This window comes from Pirellulales bacterium (genome assembly GCA_035939775.1).
Taxonomy (GTDB): Bacteria; Planctomycetota; Planctomycetia; order Pirellulales; family DATAWG01; genus DASZFO01.
In genome coordinates this window covers 1-23,515 of sequence record DASZFO010000107.1, presented here as the reverse complement: position 1 = coordinate 23,515, position 23,515 = coordinate 1, and the positions used below count along the sequence as shown (strand labels likewise).

At 60.7% G+C, this 23,515-nt stretch carries 14 protein-coding genes and 1 pseudogene; 12 read left to right on the top strand and 3 right to left on the bottom strand.

The features are described 5' to 3' along the window. The first annotated feature begins 288 nt into the window (after positions 1-288). Together VGY55_06825 and VGY55_06820 are read left to right on the top strand one after the other, a co-directional pair. Positions 289-1,524 carry a hypothetical protein gene (locus VGY55_06825; protein ID HEV2969685.1) on the top strand — a complete coding sequence of 412 codons (1,236 nt, stop codon included), beginning with the start codon at positions 289-291 and terminating at the stop codon, positions 1,522-1,524. A gap of 11 nt (positions 1,525-1,535) precedes the next feature. After that, entirely contained in the window at positions 1,536-3,455 is a 1,920-nt protein-coding gene (locus tag VGY55_06820; protein ID HEV2969684.1) for a hypothetical protein, read from the top strand. A gap of 369 nt (positions 3,456-3,824) precedes the next feature. Here VGY55_06820 and cdd read toward each other — a convergent pair. Together cdd and VGY55_06810 are read right to left on the bottom strand one after the other, a co-directional pair. Beyond that, positions 3,825-4,226, bottom strand: a pseudogene (gene cdd, locus VGY55_06815) (cytidine deaminase). Positions 4,227-4,455: 229 nt separating this feature from the next. Beyond that, positions 4,456-5,772, bottom strand: a complete 1,317-nt coding sequence (locus tag VGY55_06810) for a thymidine phosphorylase (GenBank protein HEV2969683.1) — start codon at positions 5,770-5,772, stop codon at positions 4,456-4,458. Between the two features lie 202 nt (positions 5,773-5,974). On the opposite strand from VGY55_06810, the gene VGY55_06805 reads away from it, so the two are divergent. Both VGY55_06805 and VGY55_06800 read left to right on the top strand, forming a co-directional pair. Continuing rightward, positions 5,975-8,233 carry a caspase family protein gene (locus VGY55_06805; protein ID HEV2969682.1) on the top strand — a complete coding sequence of 753 codons (2,259 nt, stop codon included), beginning with the start codon at positions 5,975-5,977 and terminating at the stop codon, positions 8,231-8,233. A gap of 198 nt (positions 8,234-8,431) precedes the next feature. Then, entirely contained in the window at positions 8,432-9,136 is a 705-nt protein-coding gene (locus tag VGY55_06800; GenBank protein ID HEV2969681.1) for a hypothetical protein, read from the top strand. Here VGY55_06800 and VGY55_06795 read toward each other — a convergent pair. Beyond that, positions 9,133-10,533: a hypothetical protein gene (locus tag VGY55_06795; protein HEV2969680.1), complete on the bottom strand. Its 1,401-nt coding sequence runs from the start codon at positions 10,531-10,533 to the stop codon at positions 9,133-9,135. The two genes, VGY55_06800 and VGY55_06795, sit on opposite strands and share 4 nt — an antisense overlap. A gap of 672 nt (positions 10,534-11,205) precedes the next feature. On the opposite strand from VGY55_06795, the gene VGY55_06790 reads away from it, so the two are divergent. From VGY55_06790 to VGY55_06755, 8 genes are all read left to right on the top strand, one after another. Then, positions 11,206-12,336, top strand: a complete 1,131-nt coding sequence (locus VGY55_06790) for a Rieske (2Fe-2S) protein (protein ID HEV2969679.1) — start codon at positions 11,206-11,208, stop codon at positions 12,334-12,336. A gap of 119 nt (positions 12,337-12,455) precedes the next feature. After that, positions 12,456-13,229 carry a cytochrome b N-terminal domain-containing protein gene (locus VGY55_06785; protein HEV2969678.1) on the top strand — a complete coding sequence of 258 codons (774 nt, stop codon included), beginning with the start codon at positions 12,456-12,458 and terminating at the stop codon, positions 13,227-13,229. Between the two features lie 104 nt (positions 13,230-13,333). After that, positions 13,334-14,680 carry a hypothetical protein gene (locus VGY55_06780; GenBank protein ID HEV2969677.1) on the top strand — a complete coding sequence of 449 codons (1,347 nt, stop codon included), beginning with the start codon at positions 13,334-13,336 and terminating at the stop codon, positions 14,678-14,680. A 6-nt stretch (positions 14,681-14,686) separates the two neighbouring features. Beyond that, positions 14,687-19,399 (top strand): hypothetical protein, encoded by a 4,713-nt coding sequence (locus tag VGY55_06775; protein HEV2969676.1) that lies wholly within the window; start codon positions 14,687-14,689, stop codon positions 19,397-19,399. A 41-nt stretch (positions 19,400-19,440) separates the two neighbouring features. Continuing rightward, entirely contained in the window at positions 19,441-20,217 is a 777-nt protein-coding gene (locus VGY55_06770; GenBank protein HEV2969675.1) for a hypothetical protein, read from the top strand. A 29-nt stretch (positions 20,218-20,246) separates the two neighbouring features. Further along, complete coding sequence (locus tag VGY55_06765; protein ID HEV2969674.1) at positions 20,247-21,158, top strand: hypothetical protein; 912 nt, start codon at positions 20,247-20,249, stop codon at positions 21,156-21,158. 103 nt (positions 21,159-21,261) lie between these two features. Further along, the gene (locus VGY55_06760; GenBank protein ID HEV2969673.1) at positions 21,262-22,716 is read left to right on the top strand and encodes a cytochrome c; all 1,455 of its coding nucleotides are present in this window, start codon (positions 21,262-21,264) and stop codon (positions 22,714-22,716) included. An 18-nt stretch (positions 22,717-22,734) separates the two neighbouring features. Continuing rightward, a partial coding sequence (locus tag VGY55_06755) for a cytochrome c oxidase subunit II (protein HEV2969672.1) occupies positions 22,735-23,515 on the top strand: 781 nt, incomplete at its 3' end.

Genomic DNA, 23,515 nt, shown 5'->3' with positions numbered 1-23,515 from the left:
GCGACAGCCTTAATCCGGTCTTGTAAACGGCATTCCATTGCCTACCTCCCCGTCGATTCCTAGTTTCCATGCACCAACCCCAAAATCCAAACCCGAAGTCATAACCTCAACGTGCCAAACTGCAAAGTGCGGAATGCACCCACGTTATCGAGCTTATCCGAGTCGAATACTTCGCCGGCCAGGATTTGCAATCGGTGACAGCATGTAACCCTTGATTCACCGGTCGCCCGTGCTAAACTCACTTCCTGTCGGGGAAACAGAATTCCTATCGGTAAGCAGGACACGATCATGGCGAAAGCAGCCGAGTTGGACAAGGATTTGGTCGATGGATTGAAGGCGGCAAAATCGAAGCGGGCCTATTTCGCGCTCGTTCTCAAGGGGGCCAGCGACGGCGCCTTGATCCTTTCCAAGACGAAGGTGCCTCCGGCCAGTATTGCCGCGGCCAAGAAGCAAAGCGGCGGCTCCGCCGTAATCAAGGGCTTTTGCCAGTACGAAGACGGGAAGTATATCTTCGAAACGGCCAAGGAAGCTCCCGCCACGGCCGCCCAGGCGGTCAAGGTGATCGTGAAACGCGACGCTGGAATGGCCGTTCATGCGGAATTCCGCGTCAACGCCGATCCGGAACTGCTCGCCGACGAAGGAGGATCGACTACCGCAACTCCTCCGCAGGCGCCCCCCGCTCCGCCTGACGGCGACTTGGTGGCTCAACGGCTCCACGCGATGACCGCGGACATCAAGGCCGCGCTGGCCGGACCGAATAAAGCCCGCGTGCAAGCGCTGTTTGTCGCGATCAACGACGCCATCAAGAACAAAGATTTCGTGCAGGCCGGCAAGGGCCTCGACGAACTCGAACCCTTGGTGAAGCAAGGCACGCCTCCCGGCACGCCGCCGCAAGACGGGGCGGATGTTGTCAAGCGGCTCAACGCCATGACCGCGGACATCAAGGCCGCGCTGGCCGGACCAAACAAGGCCCGTGTGCAAGAGCTATTCGTCGCGGTCGGCGGCCACATCAAGAACAAAGATTTCGTGCAGGCGAGCAAGGGGCTCGATGAACTACAATCGCTCCTGTCAAAAACGGGCACTGCGGCCACGGGACCCGCGGCGGGCGGCAAGCTATCGCTGGTCGCCCTGGCAAAGAGCCGGCTCTCCTGGCGGACCGAACGGATCAACGCCATCGCCGAGATTGGGCGGCTCGAGGCCGCACTGAGCCAACGCTTCAAGGGCGTCGAGAGCCAAAAGAATGCGCTCTCGGCGGCCGTCGTCCGGCTCGACAAGCTGATCAAGACATTCGGGCCCCAACTCGACGACGGGCTCGATTACGTATTGAATGGGGACGAAGCGGCGCGACCCGGCTTGATCAAACAGGCCCGCGCGCTAATGGACGGTTTTCAGAAGACGATCGATGGCGACGAAGTCATGGCCGCGCTCGACGGCAACGAGGTCCTGCCCGACATGGCGGTTACGGAGCCGCTGCGGCTGGCGCTGGGCAAAATCAGTGCGGCCCTCGGTCCAATCACGGCATAAGGAGCGAACCCATGGGAAGACTTTTGCGTGCACTTAAGCTCGAGGACCCCTTGCCGCAGGAATTGGCCGGTCCCGCGAAGCAGATCGGCGACATCGAAAAAAAGCTGACCAGCTCGCGCGCTAAGCCGCTGAAGCTCAAGGAAAGCGCGCTGAAGGTGGCCGAGAACCTCAACGATCTCGAAGGCAAGGTCGAGCCCGCGCTCTTGGCCGCCAAAAAATCCCAACTCGAATCGCTCGCCCAGCGGATCGCCGATCGCGGCCCGAACGACCGTGGGCTGACCACCGACGCGATGGAGCTGCAAGTGCTGCTCGCGGAATCCGAATGCGTGCTCAAAGACAGCAAGAGCAATCGCGAGGGACTGCAAAAGGCCCGCACGAAATACGGCGAGGCCCTCGTCGCGCGCCTCGATACGGGGGGCGATCTCGCCAAGGATCTGAAAACCTATATCGACGGTCAGTTGGCCAACGAAAACACCACGCGCGTTACGGCGGCGCTCAAGGCGATCGACGAGCTGCGCAACAGCACGGATCCGCGCGTGCAAAAGGCGTCGGTCGATGTCGCCAACATGCTCGCCCGCGAGACGCTGGCGAAACAAAAAGCCGCCGGCCCCTCGAAGGCGAAGCGTGATACGTCGCGCACGCCAAACGACGTGCTGGTTCACCTGATGACCGTGGTCAACAATTCGCTCGAATTGCACAAGGATGACCCGACACTCAAAGCGCTGGCGACCGACGGGCGCAAAATGTTCATGACCCATACGCTCGATACGGCGCAAGTGAACGCCTTGGTCGTCCGGGCTGAGAAGGCGTTTGCCACGCTCAAGGACGATGGGATGGTCGGTCTTTGCGGTAAGCTGAAGGGGCAACTGCCTGAGAGCGACGATAAACTGCAGCCCACCCAGTTGCAGGACAACATCTACGGCCGCGTATTCGACACCAAGATGGTCAGCGGACTGGTCAAGAAACCGCCCAAGGAGCTTCTCGAGTCATCCGGCAAGAGCGGCTCTGCATTCGCCGACATGCTCGCCGACAGCCCCGAGAACGAGGAAGCGGCCAAGTACTTCGTCGAGCACTATGTGGAGGAAGACAAGCGGCCGTGGTCGGCCGCCGTCCCGGCGTTCGGCACGATGGCCGGCGCCAAAGACGGCAAGGAGGCGCTCGCCGCGCTCAAGTTGTTCCTGAAGACCCCGCCCACCACGGGCCAAGAAATCATTGCGTTTTCGTATGTCATGGCGAAAATGCCACAAGCGCAAAAGCAAACGGGCCATGAGCCTCCCTGGCTCCTGAACGCGAGTGGAAATTACTCCCGCATCACGGGCCAGGCCAATCGCGAGCGGGGCGCGGGGCAAGGCAAAGTCATGTCGAAGGGGGCGGGCATCACCATGTTGCATCAGCCCGACGCCTCCGACGACGATAACCTCGTGGAAAGCGAGCGGCCCGGCACCGCAAACCGCATGGGCATCCGTGGAAAGCTCACCGACGGCCAGGAACTGTCCGACGTCAAGCGCTCGAAGCAAAACGATATCCAGCTCAACAAGGCGCTGCCGTTCGCGTCTGGAGTGTCCGGAACAACCAACATCTTGTTGCATCTCTATGAGGAGATGGAGAAGAACAAATCCGGCAGCGGCGGGACCGGCGTCGAGCCCAACGAATTCCTGATGAACTCCATGATGTTTCTAGTCTACGACGGCGGCCATTCGATGCACGAGGCGATGTGGACCGCGAACCAGATCCAGGCCGATCTAAAAACAATCGACTTCGGCCTGAACGATCCGAGCCAGACGAAAAACGAGCCGAATCAATTCGTCTCGGACTACGATCGGTTCATGGGCAAATTCAAGGGCCCGTTGAAGACCTCAATGGACGAAGCCCAAGACACCGCCTGGCAAGGCACTCAGGAATATCTGGAAAAGAACAGCGCCTTCGCGTAGCCCGCCGACTTCCAGCCGAATGCGCCGGATTTGCCGGACGTCAGCGGAGCTCGACGCGATTCGTAGCGCCGGAAGAGGGGAGGAAAAGGGGATAAGTCCAATTATTGACGAGAACTCGGCGAAATAATTGAGGAAGAGGAAACGGGGACATTCTACTTATCGGACTTCGGACGCCCGGGGATTTGGGTGGAAATTGGGCCAGGGTGCTTTGTAACATGGCCAAACCGCAATCACGTTTTTTGACAATTCATTTTGGTGCGCGCCGAGCAGACCCTCCGCGCGCACCGTTGGCACATGCGGCCCCATCGCCAAGCCCGGGAGGTCCACGATCTTCTCTGGGCGAGTTGGGATCTCCTCCGCGCTTGCGGCTTATCCCTTCTTGAACGTGAATTGTCCCGGCAAGAGGTCGCTTAGGCTGACTTCGATCGCCGCTTGTGGCTTCGCCGCGTCGATCAGCAGCACCGGCATGGCCGGAGCGAACTCGGCGGCGAATTGGCGGCAGGCGCCGCAGGGGGTTGCGCCGCCGGCGGTGGCGACGGCTAGGGCTATGAATTCTCGATCGCCCGCGGCAACGGCCGAGACGATGGCGACGCGTTCGGCACACAGGGTCAGGCCGTACGAAGCGTTTTCCACGTTGCAGCCCGCGAAGATGTGGCCCGATTTTGTGAGCACGGCGGCGCCGACTTGGTATTCGGAGTACGGGGCGTATGCGTGCTGGCGGGCTTGCAAGGCGGCGGCGATTAGTTGTTGGCGTTGTTCGGCGGTCATGTGGGAATCCTGTTGACACGTTGCCGACGCTGCTAGTGCTTTGTCACAGCTTGATTTTAGGGTTGGGCGTTTTTCGTAGCGGCGGCTTCCAGTCGCCGTTCACGGGAGCCGGATGCTCCCGCTACGATTGGAGCCAACCCCAATTCCTTGGCGTGACAAAGCACTAGCGTCGGAAAGCAATAACGATTTCGATTTTGCGGAACGCGAATGAGTGAGCCGCAGCAGGTTCCCCTCACCCCTGCCCTCTCCCAGAGGGAGAGGGAGACGACGAAGCGATTCGCTCGACGATTAATGGCAACGGGGCGCAAGGCTCCTCGCTGATTTGAATCGCCTCGGCGATGCGGCGGGTGGCCCATTCGCGGTCGGCCGGCCGGGCGAAGATTTGGACGAGCGGTTGACCTTGCTCGACTTTATCGCCGACGCGAACGAGCATCTCCACGCCGACGGAGTGATCGACCGCGTCGCCGACTTTTTTTCGGCCGCCTCCCAGATCGACGATCGCCATGCCGAGTTGTTCGGTGTCGATCGAGGTCACGTAGCCATCGCGGCCTGCGGGTACGAGGGAGCCGGGCGCACGGAGGCGCGGGGCATCCAAATTGCCTCCCTGTGCCGCGACCATTTCGCGGAATTTCTCTAGCGCGCGCCCGGAGCTGAGATGCCCCGAGAGCATCGCCAGGGCGGATTCGCGATCGGCGGCCAGGCCTTTCATCCGCAGGACTTCGGCCGCCAGGGCGAGCGTGACTTCGCGGAGGTCGGCCGGCCCGCCGCCGGCGAGCACTTCAAGCGATTCATCGACTTCGACGGCGTTGCCCGCTAATCGGCCGTTGGGCTGGTTCATGTCGGTCAGCAGGGCCGTCGTCTTCACCCCCATCCGCGATCCCGTGTCCACCATCGCTTGCGCGAGGATTCGGGCTTGATCCAGCGACTTCATGAACGCCCCGGAGCCGAACTTCACATCCAGCACCAGGGCCGAGAGACCCTCGGCGAGCTTCTTGCTCATGATGCTGGCGGTGATGAGCGGGATCGACGCGACCGTGGCCGTCACATCGCGCAAGGCATAGAGCTTGCGATCGGCGGGAACGAGATTCGCCGTAGCCCCCGTGATGACGCAGCCGAATCGCTCGACGATCTGCTGAATCTCGTCGGCAGTCAGGTCCGTCCGAAAGCCCGGAATGGATTCGAGCTTGTCGAGCGTGCCTCCGGTGGCGCCCAACCCGCGGCCGGAGATCATCGGCACTTGCAAGCCGCAACAGGCCAGAAGCGGAGCGAGGATCAGCGAACTCTTGTCGCCGATACCGCCGGTGGAATGCTTGTCCACGCGGCGGGCAACGTCGGGCGTTTCGAGCACGTCGCCCGAGCGCAGCATCCGCTCCGTAAGCGCGGCCGTCTCGGCCCCGTCCATCCCGCGAAGATAAACGGCCATCGCGAAGGCCGACATCTGATAATCCGGGACGTCGCCGCGGACATACCCGTCGATCAAACTGCCGATCTCGTCGGCGGAGAGCGCCGCACCGTCGCGCTTGCGGGCAATGATCTGGACGGGGTTCATCTAGATGGCCCAAGAAACCGATTGGCAGACTCCAAGTTGTCCCCGCTTGAGATGCTCGATTGTAGCTGGTCGCGGGAACGCCGACTATTGACGGGTCCACGTTAAGCCGCATGGCGAGCATTGAAGCCGGGCGGACGACGGGATAGGATCGAAATGGGATTCCCGACGGGCGAAATCGCACTCGTTTCAAGAGGATCAAACCATGAGTGGAGCGAGATTCAATGGCGCCGAACTAATACTCTCGCTGATGCTAGCTGGCTCGGCCGCGACGATTCTTGCCGCCACGGCGCCTGGTGGTAACCAGTCGACCGCGGCCGCGCGTCCGGCCGCCCAGGATTCCGCGCGGCGATTTGCGCTGTTGGTCGGCTGCACGAAGTACGACAACAACCGCTCGTTCCGGCTGGTCGGGCCGGGCAATGACGTCGAGCTGCTCCGCACCGTGCTCGTCGATAAGTTCAAATTCCCCGCGGAAAACATCGTCGTGTTGTCGGAAAAGGTCGGCGGTCGGTTTCGCCCGACCCATGACGATATCGCCCGCGAATTTGCCGAGTTGGCGAAGAAATCGGGGAGCGGCGATCAGGTCGTTGTGCTGCTCGGCGGGCACGGCAGTCAGCAGCCGGAGCAGAACCCGCCCGATCTGCGCTATCCGAAACCGAACGGCCGCGATCAGATCTTTCTCCCGGCCGACATCGGCATCTGGAACGGCGGCAAGCAGCAATCGGTGGTCAATGCGATCCCGGACCACGAGTTGCGAAAATGGACGAAGGCAGTCACGGCGACCGGCGCCTCGCTATGGTTGATCGTCGACTCCTGCTGCTCGGGGGCGACGTTGCGCGGAGATGAAACGCCGCGGAAAGTTTCGCCCGAGGATCTGGCGATCCCCGAATCGGCGTTTGCCGAGGCGGCCGACCGCGCTAGGCAGCGCGGCGGCACGCGCGGCGGCGGCGACGAGCCCGCGCATCTCTTCGAACTCGACGAACAATCGCCGAACTTCGTCGCTCTTTACGCCGCGCGCCCCGACGAGCCGACCGTCGAGCGCCCCTTTCCGATCGATGGCGAAAATCAACAGAACCACGGGCTGCTCACGTACACGGTGTGCGAGATTCTCGAGCGCGCCGCCGGCGACCTCACGTACGCCGAGTTGCACAAGCTGATTTGTGACCGTTACACGCAAATGGGGCGCACGACCGGCCCCAAGCCGCTCATCGAGGGCCTGGCGCGAGAGCGAGAGGTATTCGGAACCGCCGTTCCGGGACGCTCGCAGTTCAACCTGCTGCAGAATCCGTCGGGCGGCTGGAAGCTCAACGCCGGGCGGTTGCAGGGCCTAACCGCCGGCAGCATACTCGCCGTCTATCCGCCGCGAGATCGCAAGAACGCCGACCAGGCGATCGGTCACGTGCGAATCAAGCTGGCCAACACGCTCGATTCCACAGTCGTGCCCTACGATTATGGTGGTCTGCCAACTCCGGCCGAAGATGATCTCGTCCCCGGGGCGCGCTGCGAACTCGTCTATATGGATTACGGCGCGTTGCGCCTCAAGATGGCCGTCGATAAATTGGCCAACGCGCGCGACAAGAAGGTCGTCGCCGCCGATCTCATCGCGCGGCTCGAGCAGGCCGACCGCGAACTCCGCGAGCTGGCTGGCAAGCCCGGTGCGCTGTTCATGCTCGTGGATCGCGGCCAGCGGCCGGATTGGGTCGTTCAGGCGCGCGGCAAGGAAATCGTTCTCCTGTCTGCCGATGCCGCCGATATCGAGGGCGATCTTCCCGCCGAGACGCCGCGGTTCGTCGTGCCCGCGCGCTCCGCGGCCAAAGCGCTCGCGGAATACACAAGCCACATCTTTCGCGCGCAAAACCTCTTGAATCTGACTTCCCCCGGCACGCAAATCCATCGCGTCGCGCGGGACGCGAACGGACTGGCGACCGACGCCACGGCGATCGACGTCGAAGTCGAAATGCTCAAGCTCCGCGACGAGAACGACACGCAAGGAACCCCGATCCGCGCCGAGGGGCACGAAGTCACCGTTCCCGCCGGGCAATGGGTCGCCTGGCGAATCAACAACCATAGCCATTTCAAGATCGATGTGACGCTGTTGTTCGTCGATAGCGAGTTCGGCATCCTCTCCGCCTTCCCGCGGGCCGGATCGGGGACCGACAATATGATCACCCCCGGCGGACACATCCTCACCGGCCAGGCCACCACCACGCCCACCACCTACAATCTCGATCAGATGGTCGTGATCGCGACGAAATCGGAGGGGCAGCCGATCGACTTCTCCGTGCTCGAGCAATCGAACCTCGCGGCCGTGCGCGGCGCGCTCCGTGGCGCAGGCGATCCAACGCTCGACTCGCCGCTAGGGCAACTCTGCCAAAACGCCCTCTACGGCACCGGCGGCACCCGCGGGCTGGAAATGAAAGTGAACACGCACCAGATGTATTTGATGTCGTGGCGCGTGAAGTGAGCCGTATTGTGAGTAGCGCGCGGCGCACTCGTCGTTTAACCTTGAGCCAACGGCGACGGTCCCTTTTATAACGCTTTGGGACTGGCGATTTGAGTGCTTGCAACGGCCTATTCTCCTGCCGATTTCTCGGCATATAATCGCGACTTTCGCCTGCTGGCCGGCCATGACCGCCGACCGCTCGTCATTTGGAGGTCCCCGATGGTTGACACGCCCCAGACCGCACCGCTTCCCGCCACGACCGGCGACGACACTCTGCACCGGATTCTCGATCTTTTGGAGCGCAGCCATCGCAGGACGTGGATGGAGGTCGCCTGTGCCATCATCCTCTCACTGGCGACCACTTGCTCGGCCTGGTGCGCTTATCAGTCGAAGATTTGGAGTGGCGTGCAAGGATCGCGCAGCGGGCAGGCGAGCACAGAATCGCGGAAGGCGGCGCAGAACCGTTCCAGGGCGTTTCAAATTCGCTCGCTGGAAGCCGCCATGTTCATCAAGTTCTTCGAAGCCAAACAAGCGAACAACGAGAAACTTGCGCAGTTCTTCGCCGACCGGCTTCCCCCGCCAACGAAGCTCGCCCTGCTCGCGTGGTGGAATACCAATCCGCTAGATAATCCACAGGCCCCGTCCACGCCATTCGATATGGCGGAATACAAACAGCCGCAGACGGACGCGGCCGATCAGGAGGAAAAGAATGCAACAGAAATTGGAACCACCGTCTCCGAGGCAGGGCACAACTCAGACACCTACGTGCTGTTGACGGTGCTATTTGCCTCGGTGCTGTTCTTCGGCGGCATCGGCAACACGTTCGAATCCCGACGGTTGCGGCGGATCATGATCTATATTTCGATCGCGCTGTTCCTCGCCACCTTCGCGGTGCTCGTCTCGATGCCCGTGCATTGGGACTAGCGATCCGCGTCGTAGGACCTCAGCGACCTGTCGACGTAATTGACTTCCAGCTTGGCGGCCGTCTCGCCCGTCGCGCCGGGGGCCCCCGAATTGAATCCCGCTGGGACGTACACGGAGCCCGAGCTGGTCAAGATGGCGACGTCCTTAGGCGACAACAAATTGACGTACTTGTCGCCGAGCTTCTTCATCATGCTCTTGTCATCTTCTTGAGCGTATTCGGCGGCGCTTTGGGCATACTTGGCCGCTTTGGGCAAGTCCGACGTGTCAGCACAGATTTCGGCCAACACTTTGAGACACTGCGGCTGACGGAAAAGGGTCATATTGCAAGCGGTCGTCGCCGATTGCTTGGCCACTTGGAGCAGATGGCGCTGCTCAGCGGAAATGCCATTTCCCATACCGGACCCCAAATGGAACTGCAAATTGGAGAGCCGATATTGGAGCCGCAAGACTTCGGCCCGATCGCGATAAGCGTCGGGCGAATTCGGATTCAAGGCAATCGCGTCGTCGAAGCATTCTGCCGCCCTGGCGAGATCTTTGTCGCTGACGTTCTCATTCGGTTCGACCTCGCCGTTGGCCGATTCCTTCTGGCAAAGATCGAGCAGCATTTCCGCCTCGGCCATCGGCACGCGCCACCAACGTCGGTTGAATCTCTTCGCAGTGGCCAGCTTCTCCAAGGCGTCCGTGCGAGCCGTCTCGAAGATTTCGTCGTTGCCTTTTTTGGTATTCGCCGCTGCATCGCCGGCTTTCGCATCGGCCGCGCCGCGGGTTTTCTCTCCATTCGGCGCCGGCGTCGGCAAAACGGCCTCAGCGGTCACCGCTCGTTGATGGCATTTGCAGGCCATGCTCAACGCCGAAGCCCATTCGAGATAGAGCTGCGGCCGAGATGAGTTCTTAATTCGATTGAAATAGTATTCATACTGATCGCGGTCGTTCTTGCTCATCGCATGGACGGGTGCGTTTTGGAACAGATTCTGGGCCGTCAAGCGGCCGAGGCGAATACGCACGTCCTCGAGCCGATTTTCGGGATCTCGGTCCGCCGCGTTCTTGTAATCGCTCAGCGCGATGCCCGGCTCGCGTTGGCCTTCCCAATAGATGCCGCGCAGCCAATAAACCCAGGCCGGCGTTTGATCGCTCATCAAAGCAGTGTAATAATCGCGGGCTTCCTCCAACTTCAGCACGTCGTCGGCATAGACCCAGCCGGCGACCGGGCGGGCACTATAGCCCCCTTCGTCACGAAGCCAGAGCCAACGTCCGTTAGCCTCTTCGACGACCGCCGGCCAGGCGATGTCGTAAACGCTTCCCGTGGGCATGCCGCCGACCTGCAACATCAATTGGTCGGACTTGGGCATGACCTTGGCCCCTTTCCAACCCGCCGCGCTCGCCGTGGCCACGAGCATGCAAAAAATCGCTAGCGACCACCCAAGATTTGCCAATCGCATAGTCAAGCCTCAAAGGATCAAGAATCGGAAGAACCGACGGGAAACTCACCAACGGCGCCAAGTGCGACCCTTTAAATCTACATCATGCGTCCCAGCGACATTATGGCGGCCGCCATTTTTGCTCGCAACAATCTGTACGCGGCATAAGTCAAAATCGTCTAATTGAATCAAAAACTAACGTAGACCAATCGTGATTCGTGTTCGTAAAGAAAAGAGGGCTCGCAAGGCGCGAAGGCAACGGTAGAATAGCCGGGCAGTTGGCCGGAATTCGGTTTGGCGATCGAGCGTTGGGGAGGGCCGGTTCCTTCGTGGCACCTCGGGCGCTCGGTCGGTATTAGTCTCGACCATTTCGCGGTCGACAGGAACGCCTCGCCAGAGCAATTGACAAATCTTACGGTTTCGTTAAAACAGACGCGGGTTCGTGAAAAAAGTCACAAGGATTTTCCGACGCCGCGCAAAGTTTACGAGAGCAAGCAGTTATCTGCGGTTCGGATTTCTTGACATCGGTGATTTCGGTCGTGCTTTCCATTATTGAACTTTTTGCACGAGAGAGATTCTCGAAAGTAAAGTCCCGCCCCCGGCTGGTGGGAGAATCCATGCCGCCGAGGGGTTCTCGCGGATTCATTACCTATGGCTGAAGAGAAAAAGCGACCCTCCGTGGCCGAGATTCTGGCGGCCGCGCGCAAGGCTGATGCGGATAAGAAGGCGAACGGCGATTCAATATCGGCGGCTGAAACTCCGCCGGCCGAAGCTGTCGCCGCGAGTGAAATGCCGGCGACAGAGCCCATTGCCGAAAAGCCAGCAAACTTAGCCCCGGTGGCAAAGCCGGCACCCAAGCCAGCGGCTGCGACAAAGAGTGGCCGGCCGAACGTCGCCGAAATGATGGCGGCAGCCCGAGCGCAGAAAGCAGGCGGGGGAGCAGCCGCCGCAAAACCGAACGCAGCGAAACCCGCCGTCGCCAAATCCGCGGCGGCTGAAAAGCCGGTTGCCGCCAATCCCGCTGCCGCAAAGCCGGCGGCAACCAAGTCGGCTGCGATCGCGCCGGCAGTTCCCAAGGGGACGGCCAGCATTCTTGCCGCGGCTCGAACGGCGGAGAAGCCGGGGCCGATGTCCAAAGCGGAAGCGGCGACGAAGCCCCAAACGCCGCGCGAACCGGTGGCGGCCGCGAAGGCCAAACTCGCCGTGCCGCCGATGCCCCCCAAGCCGGCCTATGCAGTTCCCAAGCCGGCGGCCAAAGCGGAAAAGCCGGACGAGGATCGCCGCGGCTTCATGAGTTTGCTGTTCGGCTCGTTCTTGGGCCTCGGCTTTACATCGCTCAGCGTGACGACGGGGCTCTGGACGCTCGGCACCGCGAGGTTCATGTTTCCAAACATTCTCACCGAGCCTCCCAGCCGGTTCAAAGTCGGATTCAAAGACAGTCTTTCGCCGGGCCAGGTCGAGACGAAGTACGTCGCGCAATACGGCGTCTGGATCTGCAACTACGAGTACAAGGGGCAGAAAGAGGTTTACGCCCTAAAAACGGTCTGCACGCACCTCGGCTGCACGCCGAATTGGCTCGAAGGCGAGCAGAAGTTCAAATGCCCCTGCCACGGAAGCGGCTTTTACAAGGACGGAATCAATTTTGAAGGACCGGCTCCACGGCCGCTAGAGCGCTACGCGATCCGCATCGGCGACGACGGCCAATTGGAAGTTGACAAGAGCAAGACGTTTCACGAGGAACTAGGCCAATGGGCCGACCCCGCGTCATTTGTAACGGTTTGATGGGACACGCGCGACTGCAATGCCGCCGCGCTCGCCGTTGGCTTGCGGCTAAACAAATATGATTCGACCTCTGACCTCTGACCTCTGACCTCCGACCTCCGACCTCCGACTCCCAACTCATGTCGCTCGGCGAAACGATTCGCAACTCGCAGCTCTGGAAAAGCGTCTTTCGGCATCCGATGCCGCTCGATCGCCGCAACCGCATCGTAGTGATGCTGACGAATTTCTTCCTGCACCTCCACCCGGTGTCGATCAAGAAGCAAGGGATCGCGCTCAGCTACACCTGGTGCATGGGCGGCGTGACGTTTTTCCTGTTTCTGGTTGAGACAGTGACCGGCGTGCTGCTCATGTTCTACTATCGCCCGACGCTTGAGTGGGCATATACCGACATCCAAGCGCTGCGGGACGTGACGAGCCTCGGCATCCTCCGCGAATTGCACCGCTGGGGCGCTCATGCGATGGTGATCACCGTCTGGCTGCACATGTATCGCGTGTTCCTCACCGGCAGCTACAAGCCGCCGCGGGAATTCAATTGGGTCGTGGGCGTGGTGCTGCTGCTGTTGACGCTGTTGCTTTCGTTTACCGGCTATTTGCTCCCCTGGGATCAACTCGCGATCTGGGCCATCACGGTCGGATCGAACATGGCCCGGGCCACTCCGTTCCTAGGGCATGAAGGGCCGGGGCACCAATTGTTGAGCGTCGGCGGGATTGACATGATCACCAACGCTTCCGATGCGCGCTATGGTTTGCTCGGCGCCCGGTTCGTCGGCGAAGAAACGTTAAATCGGTTTTACGTGCTGCACTGCGTCGCGATTCCGCTAGCGGTGTCGTTGTTATTGGCGATCCACTTCTGGCGGGTCCGTAAAGACGGCGGCATCAGCGCGCCGTTGTGACATGGAGGCCGGGTACGCGCTGCCCTTTGGGTCGCGGCTAAACAGCTTCGGGCGTATCGTTCGTTTTCGTACTTCGCACTTTGCACTTCGTATTTATTCGTCCCATGCTGTTCGCTAGTGTTGACCCCTCTGCTGCCTTGGAATCGATCGCGGGCGGGCTCGGGGTCTACTATCTGCTGTTGGCGGCAATGAACGCCGTCTGCGCCCTCTCTCTCTGGCGGCAGAAGGACGAGCCGGGACAGGCGCTCGTCTGGGTGGCGGTGGCCGTGGGGTTTGTGATTTTGGCTCCGCTGGCCATGAGCGGTAATCCGGAATGGGTTCCGCAAATGCCCGAGTGGTTCAAGAGCTTCAGCATGATTCTGAGCGGGAAGACCGGGGCGATCGTCTACAGCGTGGGGACGACGATTGCCCTGGTGACGATGTTTCTCGGCCGGCGGTTCTTCGTGCGGCCGATGGTTGCGTGGACGATGCTGAATCTCGCGCTGTTGGTGATGGGACTCTCCGCCGTCGATCCGAATTTCCAGAAGATCGTCACCAAGCCGGACAACGTGCCGATCGTGGCGCTGGTGTTTATGTTGGGCTATTTCACTTGGTTGGCAACTGCCAAGGCGGTGAAGAACGATGATCGGATTCGCCAGGGCTTGCCGCCGCTGGAAAAGCTGGACGACGAGAAGGTGCTCGTTTGGCCCGATTTGGTCTACACCGAATTGATCTGCATGATCGCGGTGACGGCGTTGCTCTTGGTATGGGGAATCATGCTCAAGGCGCCGCTGGAATACGCGTCCAGCCCGGTGCTCACGCCGAATCCGTCGAAAGCCCCGTGGTACTTCCTCGGTTTGCAGGAGATGCTCGTCTATTTCGATCCGTGGTACGCTGGGGTGGTGCTGCCCAGCCTGGTGATCTTCGGCCTGATGGCGATCCCGTTTCTCGACTACAACAAGCTGGGGAGCGGCTACTACACGATCAACCAGCGGAAGTTCGCCTACCTGGTGTTCCAGTTCGGGTTCCTCGAACTTTGGATCACGTTGATTATCCTGGGCACATTCCTCCGTGGTCCGAATTGGAATTTCTTCGGGCCATTCGAGAGTTGGGACCCGCACAAGGTCGAGGTGCTCAACAACCGCGACCTCTCGCAGCTATTCTGGATCGATCTGCTCCATCAGCCATTGCCGCGGGCCCCGTCGGGGAGCGGTTTGGGCGCTCAACTAGGCACAATTTTCCTCCGCGAGGCGCCGGGAATCATCGCGCTGGCGGTCTATTTCATCGCCCTTCCCCCGCTGTTGGCGACGACCATCTTCCGCAAGGCGTTCGTCAAGATGGGATTCTTCCGCTACATGCTGATGTCGAATCTGTTCCTGTTCATGCTGACGCTGCCGCTGAAGATGGTCTTGCGCTGGACGATCAATCTCAAATACATCGTGCACATCGACGAATGGTTCTTGAACTTTTGACCTAGAATGCCCGCAAACGAACAAACCTGGCGCGACTCGAAGCTGATGCACCTGGTGTTCGGCATCTCGTCGGTGGCGATGTTGGTCACGACCATCTGGATGATGGCCGACGATCACAACCGTCCGTGGAAGGATTTTCAACGCACGTTTCGGAATCTCGAAGTGCAGACTGCGGACTGGCGGGCGACCGAACAACAATCGACCGATTACGAGAATAAGACGCAGGAGTTGAAGCAGTCGCTCGCCAAGGCGAAGCAAACGTTTACTCCTGCCGACCGCGACCGCGTCGACGAGTTCTTAAAGGCCCTCAGAGATCAAGAGGACGCATTTGTCAACTTGGCGAAGGACCAGGGTCGTAGTTTCTCGTCGCTCTATGGCAAGGAGGCGGCCGCGGGGCTACGCAAATCGGCCGCCGATCTGGCTGCACAAACGGACCCAGATACAATCCGCGCCGCTCGCGCGGCTTTGTTGAAGGGGATGGATGGCGATGATTTCCTGAAGGCCGTTCGCTTCCGCGAAGACGGCCTAACCGCCGAAGTGAAGGACAAGAAGGCCAATTTTAGCGCTGCGCAGTCGCAGTTCGATCAAGCCGTCGGAAGAAACGAATCGGCCGACCGACTGGCAGAGTTGCAGAAGAATGCCGACGGCGCCCGTGCCCAGGTCGATGCCTCCACCGCGCTGATGCAGAAAGTCGTCAATGAGAGAAAGCGATTGGAGAGCATCGTCAATGGGATTACCGCCGAAGAGGACAAGGCCAGCAAGGCGCTCGCCGTTCAACTGGCAAAGGTCGAGCAGTTTCGCAAGCAGGCGGAAGAACGCGATTTGAGCACGGGTGCGAATAAACTCCGTCAGACCCTCGAGCTGCCAATTCTCGATGCCTTCAATAGCCCGTTGAAAATCGAAAACCGTTGGCTGCCGCAGTTGCCCTGGAACAACAATTTCCGCGACGTGGCGCGATTCGATCGTTGCGAGACTTGCCATCAAGGGGTCGAGCGCACTTTGCCCGGCGCTCCAACATCTCCGGCGTTTCCGTCGACCACCCGGCTGACCGTCGATCTAGCCACGCCGGCTCGCCCGAAGAAGTCGGGGGCCAAGAGCGAGGAACCGAAAAAAGAAGGATCGGCCGCGCCATCACTTGACTCGCTCTACGGTCTTCACCTGGCCGACGCGGGCGTGTTCAGTCCTGCCGACGTGACGATCTCCGCCGTGTATCCGCTGACACCTGCCGCGACCGCGGGACTCATGGGGGGGGACGTGATCGAAGCGATCAACGGCGCGCGGGTCTACAAGCCGGCGCAGGCCATGGATGTTTTGATGGCACAAGAAGGTTGGGGCAAGAAGCTCAAGCTATCGATCCGCCGCGGCGTGCCGCATCCGTTCGCGACGCATCCGCGCCTCGATCTGTTCGTCGGCTCGCTTAGCCCGCATCCGGTTTCCAAGTTCGGCTGCACGATTTGCCATCAAGGGCAAGGGAGCGCCACCGCGTTCAAATGGGCCTCGCACACGCCGGACAATCTGGATCAGGCGGAAATCTGGGGACGCCAGCATCAATGGTTCAACAACGAGAACTGGACCTATCCGATGTATCCACATCGGTTCATGGAGAGCACTTGTCTGAAGTGCCACCATGAGGTGGTGGAGTTGGAGCGGAGCCGCGAGTTTCCGGACCCGCCGGCGCCGAAGCTGGTGGCGGGATACGAAATCATTCGACGCTATGGCTGTTTTGGCTGCCACGAGATCAACGGCTTCGACGGCAAGCGGCGGATCGGTCCCGATCTGCGGCTCGAGCCGAACTACTCTGCCGCGGCCGCACAATTGCTCGTCGATCCGGGATTGGCAAAGCTCGGCAAGCAAGCGGTCGCCTGGGCGGAAGATGTCGAATTCCATCCCGAAAACGAAACGGCCCGCCATCGCCTCTGGGAATTGGTTTCGCAAGATGCCGAGCGGGCCAAGCCGACCGCCGAGGGTTCCAAACCACCGAAGCCCATCCTGTCCGACGATTCGCTGCGGATGGAAGGAGTGCTCAAAGATGTCGATAACCCCGGCACGGAGCGGAAGGTCGGTCCCAGCTTGCGGCACGTGGCCAGCAAATTGAGCTTTGAGTTCATGACGAGTTGGATCGCAAACCCGCAGGGTTTCCGTCCCGACACGCGAATGCCGCGATTCTTCGGCCAGTGGGACCATCTCGATGGCCGCGGGCTGGAGGACGCCGAGCGGCTGGAGCCGATCGAGGTCCGCGCGATCACGAGCTATCTTCTCAGCTCGAGCCAGCCGTTCAAATACATCGAGCCGTCCGCGGGTGCCGCGTTCGTCGATAAAGGCGACAAGGTCGCCCGCGGCAAGAAGGCTTTTCAAACGCGCGGCTGCCTCGCCTGCCATCAACATGCCGACTTCAAGAAAGAGAACGTCGCGCAGTGGCAAGACTTGCTGCAAAAGGTGCCGGCCGAATTGCGCGGCGAGGATTTCCCGGAGTTGAAGGCGACCCAAGGTCCGGACCTGTCGCGGATCGGAGCCAAGTTGGCCAGTTCGCCGAACGGCCGGAAATGGCTTTATAGCTGGGTCCGCGATCCGAGCCGGTATCATCCGCGGACCTTCATGCCGGTCCTGTTCCTGCTGCCGGAGATGAATGCCGACGGGAAGGCAACCGGTCCCGACCCAGCCGACGACGTCACGGAATTCCTGATGAATTCGCAACAGGATTGGAAGCCGGACAACGCTCTGGCGGAGCAAATGAGTTCGGCCGATGAAAAGACCCTCGACGAGTTAGCAGTGGCCAACTTGAGCGATAAGTTCCCAGTCGAACGTGCCCAGGATTATATCGAGCGCGGAATCCCGGCCTCACAGGCCGACGTGGTCCAGGGTGATGAAGCGGTGTTGATTAATCCGGACCGCGTTGTGGGCGAAAGGTCTAAAGCCGGCGACCAAACGCCCGAACAAAAGAAGGCTCGATTGACCCGAACGCTCCAATACGTCGGCCGCCGCTCGATCGGCAAATACGGCTGCTACGGCTGCCATGACATTCCGGGCTTCGAGGACTCGAAGACCATCGGCACGGCACTGGCTGATTGGGGGCGGAAGCTGCCGTCGCGGCTGGCCTTCGAGCAGATCGAGGAATACCTGACGCACGACCCCAAAGGACGCAGTAGCGTGGGGCTCCCCGGTGCGGCGCCGCCCGAATCGGCCGCGAAAGACGCCGCTGGATCGTCGGCTGGCGCGGTGCACGATGCGCACGGCGCGAAGGTCCCCGCCGAGCCCGAGCGCGAGTTCTCGCTTGCGGATCTTCAGCCGGACATTGGCTACTTCATGGAAAAGCTGCTCGGCGAAGAGCGCGAGGGCTTTCTCTGGCAGAAGTTGCGAGCGCCGCGGAGCTACGACTTCAAGAAGACCGAGAACAAGAAATACAACGAGCGGCTGCGGATGCCGAAGTTCCACTTTGCGGTCGGTGAAGAGCAGAACCAGGAGAAGATCGAGCAAGTGATGACATTCGTGCTCGGGCTGGTTTCCGAGCCGCCTCCGCCGGCGTTCGTCTATCGTCCGACGCCGACCAAGGAGGCGATCGTCTCCGGACGCAAGGTGCTCGAGAAGTTCAATTGCGGCGGCTGCCACATGCTCGAAATGGAACGCTGGGAGCTGGAATTCAAACCAGGCGATTTCGGCAAAGCCCCCACCGTGGTCGATTTCCCATTCGTGATGACCCATTTTACGGCGAAGGAGATCGCGGACTCGAAAGCCCTCGATCGGCGCGGCTTGGCAAAGGCCACCATCGTCGGGATGCCGCGCGTGAATCTCCAAGGCGGGCCGGTGATCGAAGCAGTCGAGGATGAGGACAATCCGAATAAGGCGCCGGTGCCCACCAGCACGTTCCTGAACTTTCAAGCGGCGGTCGTCGATGGCGGAGAGCGCGTGGTCGGCAAGGATCTTCAAGTGCCGGTGGCCGCAGTCGCGAAGCGCTATCCGGCGCGCGGCGGCGACTTGGCCCGTTACGCTCTCCCCTATGTTGTCGCCGACGAGCCGACGTACAAGGAAAAGCCGAACGAGGCCTGGGGCTGGCTCCCGCCGCCGCTGATCGGCGAAGGAAAGAAGGTGCAAACCAATTGGCTGCACGATTTCCTCCTCGATCCATTCCAGATTCGCCCGGCCGCCGTGCTGCGGATGCCTAAGTTCAATATGTCGTCAGCCGAGGCGACAAAGCTGGCGAGCTATTTCGCCGCCATGGACGGCGCCGAGTATCCGTATGAATTCGACGATCGTACTCGGGCCGATCATCTCGACGAGGTCGAACTGGCGCACCCCAAACATCTCGAAGGGGCGCTCGGGATCGTCGTGGACAACAACTTCTGCGTGAAGTGCCACAAGGTGGGAGACTTTTCGCCCACTGGCAGCCCGCGGGCGATGGCCCCGCGGCTCGATCGCGTTCACGACCGGATGCGCTCTGAATACGTGCATCGTTGGATCGGCGATCCGGCCCGCATCTTGCCTTACACGGGGATGCCGCAAAATATTGCGCCGCCGCCGGCCCCGCCCGTCGCGCAGAATCTCTACAAAGGAACCAGCGAGGATCAAATCGAAGGGCTGGTCGATTTGTTGATGAATTTCGATCTTTTTGCCCAAGACCAGATATCGATCAAGACACTCGTCAAACCCGCCGGACCGGCCCCTGGCGCGGCGGCATCGGCAAAGCCGGTTGACGAATTGAGAGTCGAGGCGTCGGAGAAGTGAATCAGCATTAGATTTCTGATCGGCCCCTGGAGGAACTTTCCATGTCGCGTTTTTCGTTTTTCGCGCTGTTGTTGTCCGCAATCGCAGCGGTGATCGGTCCCGGCCCTGTACGGGCCGACGATTGGGGCAACCTGAAAGGGAAGTTCGTCTACGACGGCGCGGCGCCGGCGCCGACCCCGATCACGGTGGACAAGGATCAGGCCGTTTGCGGCGATAAAGGCCTCGTCGCTGAAGACCTGGTCGTAGATCCCAACGGCGGCCTGGCCAATGTGATGATCTATGTCAAAGGGAAAGTGAATATCCATCCCGATTATGAAAAGTCGGCGGACGCCACGATCGTGCTCGACAACCACGGCTGCCGCTTCGAGCCGCACGTGCAAGGAGTTCGAGTCGGCCAGACATTAGAACTAAAGAACTCCGATCCGGTCGCCCATAATACGAACGTGGTCGGGCGGAACCTTCAGATCAATCCGTTGATCGCCGCCGGTCAGACCTCGGACCAGAAGATCGAGGCGCCCGAGGCGCTCCCCGCGATGGTGAGCTGCAACATCCATCCCTGGATGAAGGCGCGGCTGCTGGTGCGGTCGAGTCCTTATTTCGCGGTTTCCAAGAAGGACGGCACATTCGAGATCAAGAACCTTCCGGCCGGCGATCTCGAGTTCATCGTGTATCAAGAGCGATCGGGCTACGTTCAGGATGCCGTCCTGAAGGGGCAGCAGGTTAAATGGCCCAAGGGAGTCCTCAAGGTGGCGATCGAAGCAGGCAAGGACACCGATCTGGGAGACATCAAACTCCCAGCGGACCAGTTCAACAAGTGATTGCCAATCGCGATTGGCGAATAACGACTATGAAAAGTTCACGGTCACCGGTCCTGGTGGTTCTGATCGGCGCATCGGCCTTGGTCGGTGTTGTCGGATGCGGAAGCGGATTGGAAACAGGTCCCGAGGCGAACATGGCCGCTGCGCTGAAAATCCGCGAGGGATTCAGCGCCGCTCCGAGCAAGGCTGGCAAAGCGGCCGAAACCGCCAGCGGCGCGACCCAGCTCAAGCGGCTCGAGGGCTGGGCTACGTTGAAGGGGCGATTTATCTTGGACGGAAGCGCGCCGAGCCCCGCGGCGCTGACGATCGACAAAGATCAGGCGGTCTGCGGAGTTCATCCGCTCTTCAACGAGTCGCTGGTGATCGGAAAGGACAAGGGAATCGCCAACGTCGTGATTTACGTCCGCACGCCGAAGATTCCCGTGAACAAGGAATACGAAAAGTCTGCCGGCGATTCCGTGACGCTTGACAACAAAGGCTGCCGGTTCGAGCCGCACGTCCAGAAAATCCGCATCGGCCAAACGCTGTCGGTGAAGAATTCCGATCCCGTGGCCCACAACACCAACGTCGGCGGCAAGAACTTGCAGGGCAATCCGCTGATCCCGGCCGGAGCGACCGCGGAATTCAAGGTAGAAGGCCCCGAATCGACGCCGGCTCCGGTCTCCTGCAATATCCACCCCTGGATGAAGGCCCGCGTCGTTGTCACCTCGAATCCGTATTGCGCTGTCTCCGGCGAAGATGGCACCTTTGAGATTGCCGATCTGCCCGCCGGAGAACTCGAATTCCAAATCTGGCAGGAGAACGCCGGTGCGCTCGACGTGAAGAATCCCGATTTGCAGCCGGCCGGCGGAGCAGGGCGATTCAAAGTGAGCTTGGAGCCGGGTAAGGAGAAGGACTTGAAAGACATCACCGTCAGCACGGCCGCGCTCAAGGCGGGTTGAAGACAATTCGTTTAGCCGAGAGCCACCGGCGACCTCGAGCGCCGCGTGCGGCCCCGTCGACGATGGCTCCCGGTTAAACGATGACCTGAAGGAAAGCTCAGAAATGCCAGGACGAAGATCGTTGGTTTGGGCCTGCGGACTTGCGGTGGCCTGCTGCGCGGTGGTGGCCGGCTGCGGGCAGAGCGTCGCCGAGTTTCATTTGAACATGGTCGCGATGACCAAGAATGAGGTCAACGAGCAGCAACAGCAGCAGATCGCCGACATCTTGACTGCGCTGTTCGGCACGCCCGACGAACCATTTGCCCCGGCCGAGACGGGGCTCGATCTCGACAAACTCCGCCGCTGTAGCGGCCCGGTGCATCGCGACGCGCCGACGGGAAGCCCGAAAGGGCTGTTTCGCGAGCATTGCGTTCACTGCCACGGCATCTCCGGCGACGGCGCGGGACCGACCGCGGCCTTCTTGAATCCCTATCCGCGCGATTATCGCGAAGGCTGGTATAAATTCAAATCGACTAAACGCCCAGAGCGCCCGACCACCGACGACCTAATGCGCACGTTGCACGAAGGGCTCCCCGGCACGGCGATGCCTTCCTTCAAGCTGCTGCCCCAACTGGATCGGGAGGCGCTCGTTGAATACGTTCGTTTCCTCAGCATCCGCGGCGAGATGGAACTGCGCTTGGCCCGGCTGGTCCACGATAGTCCGAAGAAGGGCGAACCGCTTAAGGACGATCACGATTCGCTCTCGGCCGTGCTGGCGCCGGTCGTGGCAAGCTGGCAAGACCCGGTTGAGATCGCCGTCCAAGACCGCCCGGTGGACATGCAGTTCGACAAGATCGACGATATCGCGAAGCAACGGGCCGCCCGCCGATTGTCGATCGCGATCGGCCGGCAAATGTTCACCCACGAAGCTCCCGGCGAATTCGAGTACAAGCCGGACGACGGCAGCGCGCCAGTCAAAATCCAATATCAGGGCGCCGCCTGCATCAAGTGCCACGGCCCGACCGGCCTTGGCGACGGCCAAACGACCGATTACGACGATTGGACCAAGTATGTTTGGGATCCGGCTACCTGGGGCCGCAAGCCGCAAGATCTTATCGAGCCGTCGGTGGTCATGCCGCTGGGGGCGCTTCCCGAGCGACATATTGTCCCGCGGAATCTGCGACTCGGGGTTTACCGCGGCGGGCGCCGGCCGCTTGATCTGTACTACCGGATTCACGAAGGGATCAACGGCGTTCCGATGCCCGCCACCGATCTGATGACGGCCCAGGACAAAGCGGCGCTCAAAAAAATCAGCGACGCGGCCGACAAGCAATTTAAGGCGAAGTTCCCCGATCTGGTGATCGGCGAGGATGACGCCGACGACGTGCAAGAGATGAAGCTCCGCAAGAAGACCGAGTTCATCGCGAAGATCGTCGATCCCGAAATGGAAAAGCTGCAAAGCCGGCGGTTGTGGAATCTGATCGACTACGTGATGGCGCTCCCCTACGAACCGGGCGGCGAGTTGGGAGTCGATGCGGACATCACCAACGGCGGGCACGGAGAACTCGTCACACGCTGATCGCGAGGATTCAATTCCGTGGGTAAATTCTGGAGCCTGTTCTTTCTGACCGTGCCGATTTTCGGCGTCGGGGTGTTCGTTTATGGCGCCTCGCCGACCGTGAACATCTGGCTGCCGCTCGACGCTTCCGAAAATGGCCGGAACGTCGACCACCTGTTCATGTTCATCCTCTGGCTGACGGGGATCGTGTTCATTGCCACCGAGGGAGCGCTGTTTTGGTTCCTCTGGAAATACAATGCCCAGGCAAATCCAAAACCGGCTAAATACACGCATGGCAGCCATCATCTCGAGATCGTGTGGACGATTCTGCCCGCGGTCACGCTGCTGTTCATCGCCATCTACCAGATGAACGCCTGGGCCGATTCCAAGATTCGGAACCCCTCCGCCACGCTCCCCAACGGCGAGCGCGATCCGAACGTCGTCGAGCTGGAGGTGCAGGCCCGCCAATTCGAATGGCGGGTCCGCTATCCGGGCAAGGACGGCAAACTCGGCACGCCGGACGATCTGTTCACGGTGAACGATATTCACCTGCCGGTCGGCAAGATGGCACTAGTGGAACTGAAGTCGCAGGACGTGTTGCACGGCTTCTTCATCCCCAATATGCGGGTGAAGCAGGACGCCGTGCCTGGAATGAGGATTCCCGTCTGGTTCCGCCCGATGGTCATCGGCACTTACGACCTTCCTTGCTCGCAGTTGTGCGGCTGGGGGCATTACAAGATGAAGGGCCAATTGGTCGTCGAAACCGAGGAAGATTATCAGAGATGGCTCGACCAATTGACGAAAGAACAAAACGCCACGA

Bases quoted from the DNA above. Each gene is read 5' to 3' on its own strand.
- VGY55_06785 (HEV2969678.1), top strand. From the start codon at position 12,456: ATGTCGCTCGGCGAAACGATTCGCAACTCGCAGCTCTGGAAAAGCGTC.
- VGY55_06810 (HEV2969683.1), bottom strand. From the start codon at position 5,772: ATGAACCCCGTCCAGATCATTGCCCGCAAGCGCGACGGTGCGGCGCTC.
- VGY55_06780 (HEV2969677.1), top strand. From the start codon at position 13,334: ATGCTGTTCGCTAGTGTTGACCCCTCTGCTGCCTTGGAATCGATCGCG.
- VGY55_06770 (HEV2969675.1), top strand. From the start codon at position 19,441: ATGTCGCGTTTTTCGTTTTTCGCGCTGTTGTTGTCCGCAATCGCAGCG.
- VGY55_06775 (HEV2969676.1), top strand. From the start codon at position 14,687: ATGCCCGCAAACGAACAAACCTGGCGCGACTCGAAGCTGATGCACCTG.
- VGY55_06790 (HEV2969679.1), top strand. From the start codon at position 11,206: ATGGCTGAAGAGAAAAAGCGACCCTCCGTGGCCGAGATTCTGGCGGCC.
- VGY55_06820 (HEV2969684.1), top strand. From the start codon at position 1,536: ATGGGAAGACTTTTGCGTGCACTTAAGCTCGAGGACCCCTTGCCGCAG.
- VGY55_06765 (HEV2969674.1), top strand. From the start codon at position 20,247: ATGAAAAGTTCACGGTCACCGGTCCTGGTGGTTCTGATCGGCGCATCG.
- VGY55_06800 (HEV2969681.1), top strand. From the start codon at position 8,432: ATGGTTGACACGCCCCAGACCGCACCGCTTCCCGCCACGACCGGCGAC.
- VGY55_06760 (HEV2969673.1), top strand. From the start codon at position 21,262: ATGCCAGGACGAAGATCGTTGGTTTGGGCCTGCGGACTTGCGGTGGCC.
- VGY55_06795 (HEV2969680.1), bottom strand. From the start codon at position 10,533: ATGCTCGTGGCCACGGCGAGCGCGGCGGGTTGGAAAGGGGCCAAGGTC.
- VGY55_06825 (HEV2969685.1), top strand. From the start codon at position 289: ATGGCGAAAGCAGCCGAGTTGGACAAGGATTTGGTCGATGGATTGAAG.
- VGY55_06805 (HEV2969682.1), top strand. From the start codon at position 5,975: ATGAGTGGAGCGAGATTCAATGGCGCCGAACTAATACTCTCGCTGATG.